Origin of the sequence: Bradyrhizobium sp. JR4.3 (assembly GCF_040547695.1) — a bacterium.
Classification (GTDB): Bacteria; Pseudomonadota; Alphaproteobacteria; order Rhizobiales; family Xanthobacteraceae; genus Bradyrhizobium; species Bradyrhizobium canariense.
The window spans coordinates 1-16830 of the sequence record NZ_JBEPQF010000053.1; the positions used below are offsets into that span (position 1 = coordinate 1).

A 16830-nucleotide genomic window follows, 5' to 3' on the forward strand; every position below is an offset into this window, starting at 1 on the left:
ATAAAACTCGGCTGCCCCGTCTGCTTCACCGCCATCGTCATTCCTCCAAGGCTTTGCCTTAGAGAATCACAATTGACGGATTACGCAACAAGCCCCTTGTGGGAGAAGGTGGCGCGAAGCGCCGGATGAGGGGTATGTCTCCGCGAATACTATCGCAAGAGAGTAGCTCGCGGAGGCAAACCCCTCACCCAAGCGAAGTTTTGTCTACCAGCGGTGCTGCCCTCTCCCACAAGGGGCGAGGGCACAGCCATCCGCAATGCGTTTGACTTTGAAAGGGAAGGTGGCGCGCTACGTCCCCGGCTTCTCCACATCCCACTCGTTGCGGAACACGTGACCATCCGTGTCCTTGGCTTCCGCGCGAAAACGCTTGGCGCCGTTGGACACATAGGTGAAGCGCAGATTGGGATCTTCCGAGATCGAGATGCCGCCTTCCATCGAAAGCACGGGGCTGTCGTCCTGTGTCAGCTTGAGCTGGTTGACGAAGAAGGCGGGAATGTAGAGCTGCGTGACCTGGTCCATCTGCAGCCCGGAATTGTTGGGATGGCCGATCATGATCTGCGCCTCCCGCATGCGGCTCGCGGGCGCCTCTTCGCGCGCGAATTGCCGGTAGCGCATCTGGCCGAGCCGGTTCTGGGCTTCCTCGGCATTCTTTCCCGCTGGTGCCGAGCAGCCGCCGGAGGCCTTCACATAGACTTTCGAGACGTAGAGCTGTCCGTCGCTGAGCTCGGCCACCGCATGGACGTCGGTGTAGTTGTTGACGCGCACGCGCGTCGAGATTTCAGTGACGTTGGCATCCGGTCCGAGCTCGAATTTCGCCGCCATCGGCGCGGGGTTACGATCGATCACCAGCGTGATCGAACGGATGCGGCGGGCATCGCCGGGCGAGAGCTTGCTGCGCAGGGTCACGGGCACGATGGCCGCGTCCTCGGCGCGGTACGGCATCTCGATGCCAATGACATTGCCGCCGTCATTCATCGGACGGTTGCTGAAGATGTCCTGCACCAGTCCCGGCCAGGGATCGTAAGCTTCTTCAGCCTGCACCGGCACGGCGAATGCAATGCCGAGGAGCAGGGCGATCAGAGGCAGTCGGCGCGTGCATCCCGTCATGGTCATGGTCCTGCGGACGAAGCAACGTAACGGACATCGTAGCGCGTCCGCTACTCCCATTCAATTTCCGAAAATGCTGCGGTTGCGTTGCGAGCGTTGTAGTCGTCGAACAGCTCCCAGTGCGGCCGTTCCGAGGCGGCGGCCTTGTCAGCGGCGGTTCGGATCGGTTCGCCCTTCTTGTTCGCTGCCCGGACGTCCGTCAGCAGTGCCATCAGATAGCGCCGCTCATCGATCAGCGCCGCAGGCCATTCGCTCACGGGCCCGTGACCGGGAACGACGCGCTGCGCCGGAATGCTCTCGAGTTCCCCGAGGGTGCCGAGCCAGCCGCGAATGCTGCCGTCCATCACGGGAATATGGCGGAGGAAGACGAGGTCGCCAGCGAACAGCGTCTTCGTCGTCTCATCGAATACGGTCAAATCATTGTCGCTGTGCCCGGCCGGCCAGGCCCGCAAGCTCAGGCGGCGCGCGCCGAGATCGAGCGTCATTGTATCCGTGACAAGCATTGTGGGCGGCACGATCTTCACGGGAGATATCAATTCGTCGCCCATGATGCGCCTAAAATTGTCGAGATAGTACGGGCCGCGCGCAGCCAGCGCCCGCGGCAGCCTGCTGTGACCGACGAAAATGGTGTCTCCGACGGCGAAGGCCGCATTGCCGAAAACATGGTCGGGATGGCCGTGGGTATTGATGACGTAGCGGATCGGCTTGCTGGTGCGGGCTCGCACCGCCGCCAATAGCGCCTCGCCCTCGCGAAAGCTACCGCCGGTATCGATCACGGCCACCGCATCCTTGCCCACGATGAAGCCGACGTTGGCGATGTCGCCCTCGTTCTCGCGGGTCATCAGCGCGATGGTCCCGGAGTGTACGAATATTCCCGGCGCGACTTCGCTCACAGGCAATTCGGCCGCTGCGGCGCATGCTAGCGTCGCTGTCACCAGCAGGGACAAGGCTGCGATCACGAGAGCGATGCGAGACACTTTTCCGCCTCAGTTCAAAGGGTTGCGCGCATTGCACTGCAACAAAGAAAGCCAGCACAAACTCTGGCAAGACATGGCGCGTCATGCGTTGCATGGCTAGCATTCAAACAAGCCTAGGAGGAAGCGCGATGACGGAGGCCGGACGACATCGTCGCTGGTTGTTTTCACTGAGTATCCTGGTTGCGTCTTGCGCGTTCGGCGACGTCGCCATCGCGCAGACCAACGAGACGGGTGACCTCTCGTTCGAGCTGGTCGACCCCAAGGTGCTGCGCGTCTGTTCCGACCCGCGCAATCTGCCGTTCTCGAACGAGAAGGGCGAGGGGTTCGAGAACAAGCTTGCCGAGCTGTTTGCGGACAAGCTCCAGAAGAAGCTCGACTATGTCTTTTTTCCGCAAGCCACCGGCTTCGTGCGCATGACGCTCGGCTCGCATCGCTGCGACGTCATCATGGGCTTCCCCCAAGGCGACGACCTTGTGCAAGGCACCAATCCTTATTACCGCACGAGCTATGCGCTGGTCGCGAAAGCGGGCAGCGGGCTGGAGGAGGTCGACACGCTCGAGGATGCCAGGCTGAAGGGCAAGCATGTCGGCATCGTCGCCGGTACGCCGCCTGCCACCAACATGGCCATCGCGGGACTGATGGGCGATGCAAAGCCCTATCCGCTGATGATCGACACGCGCTACGACAATTCGGCGCAGGCCATGATCGATGATCTCACGGCGGGCAAGATTGACGCCGGCGTGCTGTGGGGACCGATGGCAGGGTTCTACGCGAAGAAGGCGGGGTCGCTTCATGTCACGCCGCTGGTGAAGGAAACCACCGGGCCAAAACTGGTCTATCGCATCGGCATGGGCGTGCGTGGCGCCGACCAGAACTGGAAGCGGCAGCTCAACAAGCTGATCCAGGAGAACCAGGGCGAGATCAACAAGATCCTGCTCGATTTCGGCGTGCCGCTGCTGGACGAGAGCGATCGGCCGCTCGGCGCGGAGACGGCCAAGAAGGCACCATGACATGAGGCGGCGCGTTGTCGCTGCGCTGGTCGCCGCCGTGCTGATGGCGCCGGTCGTTGCGCAGCAGCAGGAGCCGTTCGAGCCCGAGGGTTATCGCACCGACAACTACCGCGCGCCTGTGCCCGCGACGCTCGGCGGCGCGCGCGTGCTGTCGACGTCGGAAGCCGAGGCGATCTGGCACGCCAAGAGCGGCGCCTTCATCGACGTGCTGCCGCGCGCGCCGAAGCCGAAGAACCTTCCAGCGGGTACCGTCTGGCGCGAGGCGCCGCGAAAAAATATTCCGGGCAGCATCTGGTTGCCGGATACCGGGTACGGCACGCTGCCGCCCGCCATGGACGACTATTTCCAGCGCGGCCTCGCGCGTGCATCACACGGCGACAAGACCGCGCTGCTCGTGATCTATTGCCTGGCCGATTGCTGGATGTCCTGGAACGCCGCCAAGCGCGCGCTCGCGTATGGCTACTCCAGCGTCGCCTGGTATCCCGATGGCACCGACGGCTGGGAGCGTGCAAAGCTTCCGACTGAGGAGGCGCAGCCCGAGCCGCGGCCGGAGCAGTGAAGAATTGAGCCGAGCTGTGTCCTCGACGGCCTCGTGGTTCGAGACGACCGCTTCGCGGTCTCCTCACCATGAGGGTCTGACATCTCGCCACGAAACCAGACCTCATCCTGAGGAGCCCGCCGTAGGCGGGCGTCTCGAAGGATGCCGCAAAGATCCCGGCCTACTGCTTCTGCAACTTCGTCAGCGTACCCGTGCCGTTATTGTCGGTCGCAGAGTAGCTCACTCGGTCGCCGGCGTGGACGGCGTCGAGCATCGCGGCATCCTTGGCCTTGTACTCCTGGAGCGCGCCTGCGCCGCCTGCGCTGCCGCCGACTGTGCCCTTCTGCGTCTGCTGGATCGAAATCGTGCTGTTGAGCCGATCTATCCGCGTGACCATTCCGGTCAGATCGTCAGCGAATGCGCTGCTTGCGAGCATGCTGATGGCCGCAGCGCCTGCGAGGATGAATTTTGTGGTTCCCATCGAGGCCTCCCGATGCCTTGGATTACCCGTCGACAAGACATCCTAGACCGATTTGGTTCCGGCATATAGCACAGGTTAATGATCGCAGAGGCGCGGGAACCTGCCGCAGGCGGTCAATGAGGCTGACGCTATTCCATTTCCTGCTGGATCACGCGTCCGAGCGCAAACAGCCGCTGGTCGATGGTGGTGGGAACCTCGCAGACGAACCGCACCACCTTGTGGCGGTCCTCGAAAATGCGGGTCTTCCAGATCAGCTCGTTGCTGAGCGCCTCGACCTTAGCCTCATCGCGCGGCGTGGCGCCCTGGAGCGCCTGGAGCTGGACACTCTCCTCGCGGATCTTGTCGGCGGCTTCGCGCTGCTTGCGGCTGACGCGTTCCAACCCGCTCATGACCTGCGAGCGCTGAGCGTTGAGCGTGTCGAACAGGCCTGCGAACAGCAGTTTCGCATTCGCGGTCTTGTCGGCCGCGGAGCCCGCCAAAAACTCCTTCACCAACTTCTCGGCCTCTTCCAGCGGTGTCTTGCGTGCCGACAGTTTGGCGACCAGCGCGCTGACCTTGGCGTCGTCCTTCCACTTGTTCTGCACGTCGTCGAGCGAGGGGCCAGCCCAAACGGCCGCGAGCGAAATTTCCGGCACTTTTGCCTGCGTGCAGGGCCAATCCGGATAGCGCGGATCGGCCGCGCGTGCCGCAGTGCCCGCGGCTGCGAGCATCAGAGCGGCCATGGCCAGAACCCGAACCGTCATCCTTCGCCTCCCGCAGGGCCCCGTCGCGCCAGCCCGCGCGAGGGATCATAGGCCAGAATCGCGCCGATCATGAAGACGATTGTGCAGGTCGCGACCACCGCCAGCGAGATCCAGTTGATCTGTCCGTACAGCGCGAAGCGGATCAGCTCGACCGCATGGGTGAACGGATTGGCCTCGCAGACATAGTAGAGATAGGGGCTGCCCTCCTGCACCCGCCAGAGCGGGTAGAGCGCCGATGAAGCGAAGAACATCGGGAAAATGACAAAATTCATCACGCCGGCAAAGTTCTCCAGCTGCTTGATGCCGGAGGAGATCAGCATGCCGAGCGAACCCAGCATCAGTCCGGACAGGATCAGTGCCGGCAGTACCGTGAGATAGCCTGACAGAGGAGGGGTGATGTCCCAGAACCAGGCGATCAGCAGGAACGCATAGACCTGGAGCAGCGACACCGCGGTGCCCGCGAGCAGCTTGCAGAACAACAGGTAGCCGCGCGGCAGTGGGCTTACCAGCAGCGTGCGCATGTTGCCCATCTCGCGGTCATAGACCATCGAGAGCGAGGATTGCATGCCGTTGAACAGCTGGATCATGGCCATCAGCCCGGGCGCGATGAAGACCTCGTAGAGGATGTAGGTCTCGTAGGGCGGGATGATGGAGATGCCGAGCACCTGGCGGAAACCGGCGGCGAAGATGAACAGCCACACCAGCGGCCGCACCAGCGCCGAGACGAACCGCTCGCGCTGGTGCAGGAAGCGCAGTCCTTCGCGCCAGACGATGCCCGTGAGGCAGATCATGTATTCGGCGGCCGAGAAGCCGCGTGGCGCCTCGCGCATGCTGATGCTGCTCATGCGCCGTCGCCCGGCAGGCTCTGCGCGCCGGTCAGGCGCATGAAGGCGGTGTTGACATCCTGCGCGTCGGCTTCCGCGACGACGCGGCTCATCGGTCCCCGCGCCAGCACCTTGCCCTGGTGCAGCACCACGAGATCGTCACCGGCCATGATCTCGTCGAACAGATGCGTGGCCCAGAGCACGCCGATGCCTTGCTCGCTCACGAGCTGGCGCACATGGCTGATGATGTCGGCGCGCGCTTTGACGTCGAGGCCGACGGTGGGCTCGTCCAGCAAGAGCAGGCGTGGCCGATGCAGCAGCGCACGGGCGATCTCCAGCCGCCGCATCTGCCCGCCCGAGAGATCGCGCACCTTGCTGCCGGCGCGCTCGGTAAGCCCGATGCGACCGAGCAGCTCGGCGGCTCGCGCGCGGGCCTCGCGGCGGCTGATGCCGTGGAGTGCGGCGTGATAGAGCAGGTTCTGCGTCAGCGACAGATCGAGATCGAGCGTGCGCGGCTGGAACACGACGCCGAGCAACCGCAGCGCTTCTCCGGGACTCTTGCTGACATCATGGCCGAAAATGCCGACGCGGCCGGACTGGATGCCGAACAGGCGCGTGATCAGCGAGAACAGCGTGCTCTTGCCCGCCCCGTTGAGGCCAAGCAGGGCCGTGAAGCTCGCGAGCTGCACGTCGAAGGACACGTCCATCAGCGCGCGGCGCGGGCCATAGGCGTGGCTGACGCTGTCGATCGATAGCGCGGGCACACCCGCCGGATCGGGCCTTGGTGTTTCGCGTTGTTCGGCGATGGGAGCAGGGCTGGTCATGGCGCGATCGTGATACCCCAGGGCAGTTCGCCCACCTGAATGGTCTTGATCACCTTTTGCGCGGCGACGTCGATGACGGAGACGTCGTTCGAGACGCCATTGGTGGTGAGCAGAAATTTTTCGTCCGGCGTGAAGGCCATGTGCCAGACCCGTTGTCCCACCAGCAGATATTTGGTCACCTTGCGCGAGGCGGTATCGACCACGGCGATGCGGTTGGCTGGCCCGAGCGCGATGAAGGCGGTCTTGTCGTCCCGGGTCATGCCGATGCCGACGGGCTGGATCGCCTCTTTCCTCAACCCCGGAATCTCGAAATTGATCTTCCCGGTCACCTCGTGCTTTGCGGGGTCGATGATCGAGACGGTGCCGCCGATCTCCGAGGACACCCACAATTCGGAAGCGTCGTGCTTGAATTCGGCAAAGCGCGGCCGCGCGTCGACCAGCACGTTGGCGACGATCTGGCGCGACGACGTGTCGATGAAATGCGCCATGTTGGTGGTCTCGGACGTGTTGATCAGCGTCTTGCCGTCCGGGCTGATCGTCATGCCCTCGGGCTCGACGCCGACCTGGATGTCGCCAAGGCGGGCGCGCTTCTCGAGGTCGATCACAGTCACCGTGTTGTCGTTCTCGTTCGCGACATAGAGGACCTTGCCAGCGGCATCCTGGGCGAACAATTCCGGGTCGGGCCCGGAGGGCAGGCTGTCCACCACGGTTTGCGTCTTGGCGTCGATCATCTGGATGGTGTCGTCGTCGCCGACCGCGACCATCACGAACTTGCCGTCGCGCGTGAAGTCGATGCCGCGCGGGCGCTGGCCGACCTTGATGGTCTTGGTCACCGTCCAGCTGTCGGTGTCGATCACCGACACCGTGTTGCTCTTCTCGTTCGAGACATAAGCGATGAACGCATGCGCCGGCGCTGCCGCCAGCGCCAGTCCGAACAGCAACCCAACACGCCACGTGCGCAACATCTGCTTTCTCATTTCAGCTTGCATTTGCTCTCCGGGCGGTCATAGCCGAGCGTGTCGAGCTCGGAGACTTGATGCAGGAAACCTTCTTGCGGCGACACCGACACCACCATGCGGCCATCGACCAGCAGGATCGGCTGGCGCAGCTGCAGGTTCCAATCGCGCAAGGTCAGCTTGGTGCCCTTGAAGGCGGCGACCGAGAACTCCGGGCCCTTGATGAAATCGGTGACCTTCTTGATATCGCCGGAATTGGTGCGCGAGGTGGCCTCTCCGATCATGCGCACGGCCGTCCACGCCTGCATGTCGAGCGCGGTCATCCGCCGCGCGTTGAGCTTGACGAAGCGGTTCTGCATCTGGATCGCGCCCCACTGGTCCTGCGATGCGTCCCAGCTGCGCGGCACGAGGCCGGCCGAGCCGGCGACGGGGCGAGGATCCCAGGTGCGATAGGGCAAATAGGCGCCGAATACTTCGCTCTCGTCGGCGGCGACCAGCACGTCATAGGCCGGAGCCTGTTGCGTGAACACCGGCATCTGGCGCTGGATCAGCGTCACGCCCGAGTCCGTGCGGCGCGCGCCGCCTTTGTCTTCGAAGCTGCGCTCCTGCACGATCTTGGCGCCGAACCGCGTCGCGGTGCGCCGGAGCGCATCGGCGAACAACTTGTCCTCGTCATGCGAGCCGACCACGAGCAGCCAGCGCTTCCACTGCTTCCACACCAGATATTGGCCGAGCGCATCGGCCAGCATTGCGCGGGTCGGCGCGGTATGGATGACATTGGCGCGGCAATCGGCCTCGCGCAGCCGCTCGTCGATCGCGCCGGCGTTGAACAGCAGCGTGCCGCGCTCGCGCAAGGCGTCGGCGACTTTCAGCAGCGCGTCGGCCGGCAGATCGGCGATGATGAAGCCGTTGCGTGCGGCGAGGTCGGTCGCGGCCTGCACGGCATCCTCGCCCTCCTTGATCCGCCGCTCCTCCAGCGCAAAACGCTGGTTGAGGAATTTGCCGGTGGTGTTGTTGTCCTCGATGGCGAGGCGCGCGCCGGCGACGCCGTCATTCTCCGCGGGCTGCTCGACCAGCGACAGCGTCGATCTGCTGCCGGCGATTCCGAGATAGCCGACGCCGATCATGACAGGGTCGGCCGCGAGCGCACTCGTTGCAGCAACACCCAGGCCGATCAGGCCGACCAACCATCGGATCATGTTTCCTCCAGATGTTCTCCCCGGCTTGACCGCCGATGGAGAATTGTCTCTGCTAAAGCATGACCGATTTGTCAGGCCATGCAACCCCGCATTTCGTCCTCACGCTGCCACGCCGGGAATCACGATCATGCGAGCGCTGATATGTTTCGCAGCTTTGTTGTTGACGGGTTCGGCCGCGCTCGCCGATCCGCCGAAACTCGCGGTGTTCGACTTTGAACTGATCGACACCAGCCTGCCCGGCGAGTTCTACGGCTCGAAGCCGGAGGAGGCGCGGCTCGACCTCATCAGCGAGCAGTTGCGCAAGGCACTGGTTGAGTCAGGCAGGTTCCAGCTGATCGATATCGCGCCGGTCCGGGACGCGGCCCGTCACGCCAATCTGCAGGCCTGCGGCGGCTGCGACCTCAAGCTTGCCGGGCAGTTGGGTGCCGATTTGGAAATCACCGGCATGGTGCAGAAGGTCTCGAACTTGATCATCAATCTGAACATCTATCTGCGCGACGTGAAGACCGGCAACATGATCACGGCCGCCAGCGCCGACATGCGCGGCAACACGGATGAATCCTGGACGCGCACGATGAGCTATCTGATCCGCAACCGGTTGCTGGCACCGAATTATGGCAAGCCGTGAGGGGGATATTTACTCCTTCAATCGCTCCGCATGCCAGTGCAGGTGATCGCCCATGAAGGTCGAGATGAAATAATAGCTGTGGTCATAGCCCGCCTGCCGCCGCAGCGTCAGCGGGATGTTGGCCTTGGCACAGGCCGCCTGCAGCAATTCAGGACGAAGCTGCTCCTTCAAGAAGTTATCAGCCTCGCCGACATCGACCAGAAAGCCTGAAAACTTCGCGCCGTCCTCGATCAGCGCCACCGTGTCGTGGCTGCGCCACATATCCTTGTTCGGCCCGAGATAGCCCGTCAGCGCCTTGATGCCCCAGGGCACGAGCGATGGCGCCACGATCGGCGCAAAGGCGCTGGCCGCGCGAAAACGGTGCGGGTTGCGCAGCGCGACCGTCAATGCGCCATGGCCGCCCATCGAATGGCCCATCACCGATTGCCGCTTGGCATCGACCGGAAAATTCTCCGCCACGAGTTTCGGCAGTTCGTCGGTGACGTAGCTCCACATGCGATAATTGCGCGAAAACGGCGCTTCCGTCGCGTCGACATAGAAGCCGGCGCCAAGACCGAAATCATAGGCATTATTGGCATCGCCCGGCACGTCGGGGCCCCGCGGGGAGGTGTCGGGCGCGACGAAGATCAGGCCGAGCTCGGCGCAGGCTTTGCGGAATTCGCCTTTCTCGGTGACGTTGGCATGCGTGCAGGTGAGGCCGGAGAGATACCAGACCACGGGCAGCTTGGCGCCCTGCGCGTGCGGAGGAACATAGACCGAGAACACCATGTCGGTTCCGGTTGCCTGGCTGGCATGGCGATACACGCCCTGCACGCCGCCATAGGATGTATTGGTCGAGACAGTCTGGATCGTCATGCCGTTATGCTCCGTGGCATCAAGCCACATCAGGATTGCAACGCTTGTGTGATCGAATTCGTGGCGGCCGTCAGGCTACGCCACTGTCGATCGCCAGCCGCACCAGCTCGACAGAGGTTTTCACCCCGAGCTTCTGGCGCATGATGGACGAGGTGTTGGCGACAGTCTTGTAGGACGACTGCACCAGCCAGGCGATCTCGGAAAGGCTCTTTCCGGCGCTGAGCAGCCGCAATATCTCCATCTCGCGCGCATTCAGTTTCGACAGCGGACTTTGCGCCAGCGCGGGTCCCGCAAAGGCGATGCTGCGCGCGATCGCGCTCGGCAGATAGGTGCCGCCGCCGCCAACGGTGCGAATCGCCTCGACGAGATCGTCGGGGTCACCGGTCTTGGAGACATAGCCCTTGGCGCCGCACTCGATCGCACGCGCGGCAAAAGCAGGGTCGTCGTTCATGCTGAACATGATGATTCGGGCCTCGGGCGCGCGCTCGAGGATGCGGCGCGCGAGCTCAAAGCCGGACACGGTCGGCAGGTTGATGTCGATGATCGAGAGGTCGGGGCGCTCGACGATGAAGACGCACTCGCCGTCTTCGGCGTCGGCGGCCTCCAAAATCTCGATCTCGCCCTCGTCGGCCAGCACGGCACGGCAGCCGGAGGCGACGATGGGATGATCGTCGACGATCAAAATGCGCATAGGCGTTCCTCGCGACAGCGTCTTGGCCTGTTTCGCGCGCGGCCGGGATTGCTGTACGCTTTCGATTAGATATCGGGCGCTTCGCCTCTGTCAACGTTATCGGACAGGCGCAGGCCAATCCTTCGCAGGGGGTACGGGCGATACCAATGTGGCAAAATCTATCCTTGCGCGGGCGCATCAACCTGCTCCTGGCGCTGCTGCTGGCGCTGGGACTCGCCGTCAATATCGGCCGCCAGGTCGCGGAAGCCGGACCGCGCGTGCAGGCCGAGGACCAGAGCGTGATCCGGCTCGCGCGCGAATTCATCGAAATGATCGTTGCGGATCTCAACGAGGCGCCCGATCCTGATGCCAGGCTCAACCAGATTGCGCGCGACCTCAGCCGCCTGCGCCATGTCAGCATCGCGCTTCGGGACGAAGCCGGCAGTCCGCTGACGCAGCCGCGGACCGACGTCGATGACGACACCCGCGCGCCGCCGGCCTGGTTCGTCAGCTTGGTTCATCCCGAGCAGACCGCGGTGAGCGTACCCGTCTCGATCCATGGCAAGCCGGGTTCGCTGCTGATCACCTCCCATCCCGATGACGAGATCGCCGAGATCTGGGACGCCATCGTGACCCAGCTCGAGGTCGGCTCGGTGATCGCGCTCGCGCTGTTCCTGGTGATGATGAATGTGGTCGGCCGGGCACTGGCGCCGCTCCAGTCCCTGGCGGACGTGATGGCCGAGCTCGAAGACGGGCGCTATCAGGCGCGCGTCGCGCCGGGCGGCGCGCCGGAGCTCGCCGCGATCTGCACCAAGCTCAACCATCTTGCGGCGACGCTCAGTGATGCCATCGAGGACAAGCGGCGCCTCGCCGAGCGCACGGTGTCGCTCCAGGACGTCGAGCGCAAGGAGATCGCGCGCGAGCTCCATGACGAGTTCGGGCCCTATCTGTTCTCGCTGCGCGCGCATGCCAGCGCGCTGGCGAAGCAGGCGGACGGACGCGCCCCGAATGCGGAGGCCGTGCGAAAACACGGCAGCGCCATGCTGGAGCAGATCAACGCGCTTCAACAGTTCAATCGCCGCGTGCTGGAGCGCCTCCGGCCCGTCGGCCTGGCCGAGCTCGGCCTGCGCCGGGCCTTGGAATCGCTGTCGCGGCTGTGGCGGGAGTCGCATCCCGATATCGCCATCGAGACCGTGATCTCGCCGGCGCTTGGCGTCACCGGGGAGACTGCCGACCTCACCATCTACCGCATCGTGCAGGAGGCGCTCACCAACGTGTTCCGCCACGCCGGGGCGACCTCGGTCAATGTCGTCATCGAGCCGGTGGTGCAGGCGGCAAGCGATGGCCGCAGCGGTGCCCGGGTGCGGATCAGCGACAACGGCCGCGGCATGGAGCCGGGCCAGAAGCTCGGCTTCGGGCTCGTCGGCATGCGCGAGCGGATTCTGGCGCTGGGCGGCACGCTCAACGTCGTCTCGGGTGACGGCGGTCTGACCGTCGAGGCACTGGTTCCGACGGCGGCGGCCTGATCGCGTCGGGAAAAATTCCCGATTTTGTCGGGAAAATTGGTGCGGATACGGCCCGACCTTTTGTGGCTGGCGCACGCATCCCTGCCGATTACACTCGTCTCGACCAACCGGCGAAAATCAAAACAGCCGGTGGTCACGATGGGAAGGCTGGGATGGGCAAGGCTCTTTGGTTCAAGGCTATTTGGTTCAAGCGTCGTTTGTTGATGGCCTCGGTTTCGGCCGGGGTGGTCTCCGTCTTCGCGATCCCCGCGTGGGCTGCGCCGGACGAGGAAACCAATGTCCAGAACCTGCCGCCGGTCGAGGTGACGGCGCCGCCGCCGTCAACGGCACGGCGCACCGCGTCATCGCGTCCGGTCGCACATATCGGGGCACCGTCATCCGCCAGCCCCAAGACGCGCCTTTACGTCTACCCGACCGCGCCGGGTACCGGCAGAGGTCTTGACGTCGACAAGGTTCCGTCGGCGATCAACGCCGTCGACGCCAGCCAGATCAAGCGCACCGGCTCCTTGAACATCACCGACGCGCTTCGCGACAACATCGCCGGCGTTAACATCACCGAGGTCACTGGCAATCCGTTCCAGCCGAATGTCGAATTCCGCGGCTTCGTCGCTTCGCCCGTGACGGGCACGCCGCAAGGCCTCGCGGTGTATCAGAACGGCGTTCGCATCAACGAAGCCTTCTCCGATGCCGTCAACTGGGACCTGATCCCGACCGCGGCGATCCGGTCGGTGACGCTCGTGACCAACAATCCCGCCTTCGGCCTCAACGCGCTGGGCGGCGCGATCAATTTGCAAATGAAGGACGGTTTCACCTATCAGGGCGTGGAGCTTGATCTCATGGGCGGCTCGTTCGGCCGCATCCAGGGCTCGGCGCAATGGGGCAAGACGGTTGACAAGAACTACGGCGTCTATGCCGCGCTCGAAGGCCTGCACGACAACGGCTTCCGCAATTTCTCCCAATCCGACGTGCGGCGCTTCTACGGCGACGTCGGCTACAGGGCCGGCGACAGCGAATTCCACGCCAATATGGGCGTCGCCAAGAACGATTTCGGCGCCAACGCCACCGTTCCCGCCGAGCTGCTCGACAAATATTGGGGCGCGACCTACACGACCCCGCAGACCACTTCCAATCGCGTCGGCTATCTCAACTTGACAGGCAAGGTCGATGCGACGCCGACCTGGACGCTCGAAGGCACCGCGCATGTGCGCAGGTACGAGCAGAAGCTCGTCGACGGCAATCCGACCGACGCGCAGGAATGCACCGATCCGGGGCTCACCGGCCTTCTTTGCTTCGGCGACGGCGCCACACCGGCAAACGGCGTTAACGGCCTGCCGCTTGCCAATCCTTTCGCGTCCGGGACCGTCCTCGGCGAGATCGACCGCAGCTCGATACGTTCGACCACCTTCGGCGTGTCGGGGCAGGCCACCAACACCGACCAGCTGTTCGACCACGACAACCGCTTCGTGATGGGCGCGACCTATGACGCCAGTGTCACGCGCTACAACGCCACCGCCGAAATCGGTACGATCGGAGAAAACTACGTCGTCAGCGGCGGCGGCCTCTTCCTGGGGCCGACCGGCGTACCTGATACCGTTGCCGGCCCTGTCTCGCTGCGGACCGTCAATCAATATAACGGCCTCTACGCAATGGACACGTTCAATGTCACGGACGCCTTCGCCGTCACCGGCGGCGGCCGCTTCAACGTGGCGCGCATCACGCTGGAGGATCAGCTCGGGACCGATCTCAACGGCGATCACACCTTCACCCGCTTCAATCCGGTGATCGGCGGCACCTACAAGATCACGCCGGAGCTGACGGCCTATGCCGGCTATTCCGAGGCCAATCGCGTTCCGACGCCGCTCGAGCTCGGCTGCTCCGATCCAGCCCGTCCCTGTCTCATTGCCGCGTTTCTCGTCTCCGATCCGCCATTGAAGCAGGTCGTGTCCAAGACCGTGGAAGCGGGCCTGCGCGGCAGCAGGGAGCTGAACATCGGCACGCTTGGTTGGAAAATCGGCGGCTTCCGCGCCACCAATGTCGACGACATCGTCGCCGTTCCCGCAGTCGGCCGCACCGGCTTCGGCTATTTCTCCAACGTCGGCCGGACCAGGCGTCAGGGGCTCGAAGCCGAGGTCAACATCAAGTCGCCCACGCTTCAGTTTCAGGCGAGCTACGCGTTCGTCGACGCACGCTATCTCGACGCTTTCGCACTCGGCTCCGAAAGCCCGTTCAGGGATACTGTCAGCGAAACCATTCAGGTGCTGCCCGGCAACCAGCTCCCCGCGATCCCGCGCCATCGCGTCAAGGTCGGCGTCGACTATGCCGTCACCGACGTGTGGAAAGTCGGCGGCAACGCGCTGTTCGTCTCCAGCCAATATCTGGTTGGGGACGAGTCCAACCAATATGCGAAGCTGCCGTCCTATACCGTGTTCAACCTGCACACGTCCTACCAAGTGACCAAGAACGTCCAGCTCTACGGCAAGATCGACAATATCTTCGACAAGCGCTATGCGACCTACGGACAGTTCTTCGACACCAAAGCCGTGCCCAACTTCACCAATGGCGGTGCCGAGTTCAGCGACCCGCGCTCACTCAGCCCGGCAAGGCCGCGCGCATTCTATGCGGGGATGCGGGTGACGTTCTGATCTGGCTCGGTAAGCCCGGGGTGGCGCCGCCCGGAACGGCGTGTCACGCCGGCTCTGTTCTACCTCAAGCCGATTGACTCATTGTTCATGTTTTGTTCTTATGCTGTTCGTCCAGCCAAGGGAGCGAGCCATGGACAACCGCATCAACGAAATCCGCAGGATCATCAGGGCGTTGCGCGTCAGCATGCGTGAGGCCGAGGCCATCATGCATGAGCAGATCAACAGAGACGAGGACTGTAGCTTCGTCGCAGGCGAAGTCATGAAGATGCGCACGGTGATGAGCGGGCTCGTTCAGGAGCGGGCCGCGCTCGGAGACACCGACCCGATCGTCGTCGCCAGCCTCTTCGTTCCCCGCCGTCGGCCGATGCCATCGCGCGTCGGTGTTGAGAAGCGCCGGCTGGTGCCGCCGCGAGAGATGGCACGGGCATGAAGGGGGAGAGGCCGACCTACTTTTCCGACATGCAGGAGCCCCCGGAATTTCTGAAGGCTCTCCATCATGCGCGGCGCCTGTCCTGCCTCGAGGGCTGGTGCCGCATGCACATCGAGGCCATCCAGGTTGCGATCGACCAGTACGCGGAAGCGGCTCTCGGTAACCGGGAGTTCTTCCTCAACAAGCCGCACAGCATCGGCGAGAATCGGAGAAGCGGTGACGTGCCGTAACAGCGGCGCATGTCGGCGTATCGACCTTTCGAAGTCTCCGATGATCCCTCGCGCCGGCGAAGCTTGGCGGAGCGTTGTTTTTACCGATCGGAAACCATAGCGAATGATCCTAAAATTGTAACGAAACTGTTCGGCTGTCTCTGCGTCGGTTCGTTGGAGGGCCCGTCCGATGACAGAGCACCAGTTGAGAGAGCAGGAATTCCAGATCGCGCGTTACCGGCATTTGGAGCGCGAAGTGACCGATCCGCTTGCCGCCTGTCTGCTTCACAGCATCATTGAAGACCTCGAAGCCGAGCTGCGCAGGAATAGTCCGGATTGGCACGGGCCGCGCGATTAACGCTTTGTTAGCGCTGATCGTGTCGATGATGCGCGAGGGAATACCGGGAGACTGCTCCCATGTTGAAGGACGGCACCTATGCGGCGTGGTACAAGACGCCGCTCGATCAGGGGACCGGGATCGTCCATGTCGCAGACGGACAGATCTGGGGCTGCGACAGCCTGATGACCTATCACGGCTCTTGCAAGGTCGACGGAGATCGCTTCACCGCCACCGTGTCGACGAAGCGCCATACCGACGGACGCGCAACGGTGTTCGGCGTCGACGATGAGCTCACGCTGGATATCGAGGGAAACTGCCCGGGCAAGGTCGCGACCTACACGGCGACGGCAGCGCAAGTGCCGGGAATGATCCTCCAGGGTACGCTGATCCTGACGGAACAGCAGACGCCCGCGCCAGAACGAACCCGGCAGATACCGCCGTTCAATCCCGACAAGCTGCCAAAGTTGCCGAAGCGCTCGCGCTGAGCGAGGGAGCCGCCGTCATCGAGCAGTTCACTGCGAATACGAAAGCTGATCTTCCGTGACGACTCGCTCGATTTTCTCCGACTTGCACTTGATGCGGTATCGGAGACGTCCATCGGCCTCGATGGGCATATGCTGGACGATGGTATAAATCATCGGTGGCTCGGTTGCGGCACGTCCTTGTGGGCCTTGGGGCTGGTGGCGAACGTCTTCATTCAGCTTGTAGGCATACGACATAGATCTACCTCGAATTCACAGTGACTCTGACGCGGGGTCAGTCGTTGTATCCCTGGCAGGACAGGCACTTGGTCCAGCGGAAGAGGTTACCACAGTATGATGCGGTCGAACCGCGTCATAAGTCAGTCGTTCTCTTGGTTGACCGGTGCAGA

The 16830-nt window shown here is 63.4% G+C and carries 20 protein-coding genes; 9 read left to right on the forward strand and 11 right to left on the reverse strand.

Annotated features, from left to right (window positions below):
* Positions 1 to 288 precede the first annotated feature (288 nt).
* Together ABIB91_RS39065 and ABIB91_RS39070 are read right to left on the reverse strand one after the other, a co-directional pair.
* Entirely contained in the window at positions 289 to 1107 is an 819-nt protein-coding gene (locus ABIB91_RS39065; protein WP_007601393.1) for a quinoprotein dehydrogenase-associated SoxYZ-like carrier, read from the reverse strand.
* A 50-nt stretch (positions 1108 to 1157) separates the two neighbouring features.
* Positions 1158 to 2084: a quinoprotein relay system zinc metallohydrolase 2 gene (locus ABIB91_RS39070; protein WP_007601395.1), complete on the reverse strand. Its 927-nt coding sequence runs from the start codon at positions 2082 to 2084 to the stop codon at positions 1158 to 1160.
* A gap of 128 nt (positions 2085 to 2212) precedes the next feature.
* On the opposite strand from ABIB91_RS39070, the gene ABIB91_RS39075 reads away from it, so the two are divergent.
* Both ABIB91_RS39075 and ABIB91_RS39080 read left to right on the forward strand, forming a co-directional pair.
* The gene (locus ABIB91_RS39075) at positions 2213 to 3094 is read left to right on the forward strand and encodes a substrate-binding domain-containing protein (protein ID WP_007601397.1); all 882 of its coding nucleotides are present in this window, start codon (positions 2213 to 2215) and stop codon (positions 3092 to 3094) included.
* Position 3095: 1 nt separating this feature from the next.
* Entirely contained in the window at positions 3096 to 3653 is a 558-nt protein-coding gene (locus ABIB91_RS39080) for a PQQ-dependent catabolism-associated CXXCW motif protein (protein ID WP_007601399.1), read from the forward strand.
* Between the two features lie 160 nt (positions 3654 to 3813).
* Here ABIB91_RS39080 and ABIB91_RS39085 read toward each other — a convergent pair whose 3' ends face one another.
* From ABIB91_RS39085 to ABIB91_RS39110, 6 genes are all read right to left on the reverse strand, one after another.
* A complete protein-coding gene (locus ABIB91_RS39085) occupies positions 3814 to 4113 on the reverse strand; it encodes a copper-binding protein (RefSeq protein WP_007601401.1) in 300 nt (99 codons plus the stop codon).
* Positions 4114 to 4241: 128 nt separating this feature from the next.
* On the reverse strand, positions 4242 to 4856 hold the full coding sequence (locus ABIB91_RS39090) for a hypothetical protein (protein WP_007601402.1): 615 nt from the start codon (positions 4854 to 4856) through the stop codon (positions 4242 to 4244).
* Entirely contained in the window at positions 4853 to 5701 is an 849-nt protein-coding gene (locus ABIB91_RS39095) for a lanthanide ABC transporter permease protein PedC (protein ID WP_219678748.1), read from the reverse strand. The genes ABIB91_RS39090 and ABIB91_RS39095 overlap by 4 nt, the downstream gene beginning before the upstream one ends.
* Positions 5698 to 6504 carry a lanthanide ABC transporter ATP-binding protein PedB/LutE gene (locus ABIB91_RS39100; protein WP_354172346.1) on the reverse strand — a complete coding sequence of 269 codons (807 nt, stop codon included), beginning with the start codon at positions 6502 to 6504 and terminating at the stop codon, positions 5698 to 5700. Before ABIB91_RS39100 ends, ABIB91_RS39095 begins: the two co-directional genes overlap by 4 nt.
* Positions 6501 to 7469, reverse strand: a complete 969-nt coding sequence (locus ABIB91_RS39105; RefSeq protein WP_219678751.1) for a YVTN family beta-propeller repeat protein — start codon at positions 7467 to 7469, stop codon at positions 6501 to 6503. Before ABIB91_RS39105 ends, ABIB91_RS39100 begins: the two co-directional genes overlap by 4 nt.
* Positions 7470 to 7477: 8 nt before the next feature.
* On the reverse strand, positions 7478 to 8659 hold the full coding sequence (locus ABIB91_RS39110; RefSeq protein WP_354172343.1) for a lanthanide ABC transporter ABC transporter substrate-binding protein PedA1: 1182 nt from the start codon (positions 8657 to 8659) through the stop codon (positions 7478 to 7480).
* 127 nt (positions 8660 to 8786) lie between these two features.
* Here ABIB91_RS39110 and ABIB91_RS39115 point away from each other — a divergent pair, with 127 nt between their 5' ends.
* Positions 8787 to 9287: a DUF3280 domain-containing protein gene (locus ABIB91_RS39115; RefSeq protein ID WP_219678755.1), complete on the forward strand. Its 501-nt coding sequence runs from the start codon at positions 8787 to 8789 to the stop codon at positions 9285 to 9287.
* Positions 9288 to 9296: 9 nt separating this feature from the next.
* Here the strand turns inward: ABIB91_RS39115 and fghA are convergent, their stop codons facing one another.
* Positions 9297 to 10142: an S-formylglutathione hydrolase gene (gene fghA / locus ABIB91_RS39120; RefSeq protein ID WP_219678758.1), complete on the reverse strand. Its 846-nt coding sequence runs from the start codon at positions 10140 to 10142 to the stop codon at positions 9297 to 9299.
* A gap of 70 nt (positions 10143 to 10212) precedes the next feature.
* Positions 10213 to 10833, reverse strand: a complete 621-nt coding sequence (locus tag ABIB91_RS39125) for a response regulator (RefSeq protein ID WP_018460280.1) — start codon at positions 10831 to 10833, stop codon at positions 10213 to 10215.
* 146 nt (positions 10834 to 10979) lie between these two features.
* On the opposite strand from ABIB91_RS39125, the gene ABIB91_RS39130 reads away from it, so the two are divergent.
* The 6 genes from ABIB91_RS39130 to ABIB91_RS39155 all read left to right on the forward strand — a co-directional run bounded on the left by ABIB91_RS39130 (position 10980) and on the right by ABIB91_RS39155 (position 16444).
* Positions 10980 to 12338, forward strand: a complete 1359-nt coding sequence (locus tag ABIB91_RS39130; RefSeq protein ID WP_354172340.1) for a histidine kinase — start codon at positions 10980 to 10982, stop codon at positions 12336 to 12338.
* A gap of 152 nt (positions 12339 to 12490) precedes the next feature.
* Positions 12491 to 14980 carry a TonB-dependent receptor gene (locus ABIB91_RS39135; protein ID WP_354172338.1) on the forward strand — a complete coding sequence of 830 codons (2490 nt, stop codon included), beginning with the start codon at positions 12491 to 12493 and terminating at the stop codon, positions 14978 to 14980.
* A 130-nt stretch (positions 14981 to 15110) separates the two neighbouring features.
* Positions 15111 to 15410 (forward strand): hypothetical protein, encoded by a 300-nt coding sequence (locus ABIB91_RS39140; RefSeq protein ID WP_007601417.1) that lies wholly within the window; start codon positions 15111 to 15113, stop codon positions 15408 to 15410.
* Entirely contained in the window at positions 15407 to 15640 is a 234-nt protein-coding gene (locus tag ABIB91_RS39145; protein ID WP_007601418.1) for a hypothetical protein, read from the forward strand. Before ABIB91_RS39140 ends, ABIB91_RS39145 begins: the two co-directional genes overlap by 4 nt.
* Before the next feature lie 169 nt (positions 15641 to 15809).
* Positions 15810 to 15977, forward strand: coding sequence for a hypothetical protein (locus ABIB91_RS39150; protein WP_007601419.1), 168 nt, complete (start codon positions 15810 to 15812; stop codon positions 15975 to 15977).
* Between the two features lie 59 nt (positions 15978 to 16036).
* Positions 16037 to 16444: a hypothetical protein gene (locus ABIB91_RS39155; RefSeq protein WP_219678769.1), complete on the forward strand. Its 408-nt coding sequence runs from the start codon at positions 16037 to 16039 to the stop codon at positions 16442 to 16444.
* Positions 16445 to 16471: 27 nt separating this feature from the next.
* Here the strand turns inward: ABIB91_RS39155 and ABIB91_RS39160 are convergent, their stop codons facing one another.
* Positions 16472 to 16678, reverse strand: coding sequence for a hypothetical protein (locus ABIB91_RS39160; protein WP_007601421.1), 207 nt, complete (start codon positions 16676 to 16678; stop codon positions 16472 to 16474).
* Positions 16679 to 16830: the final 152 nt, after the last annotated feature.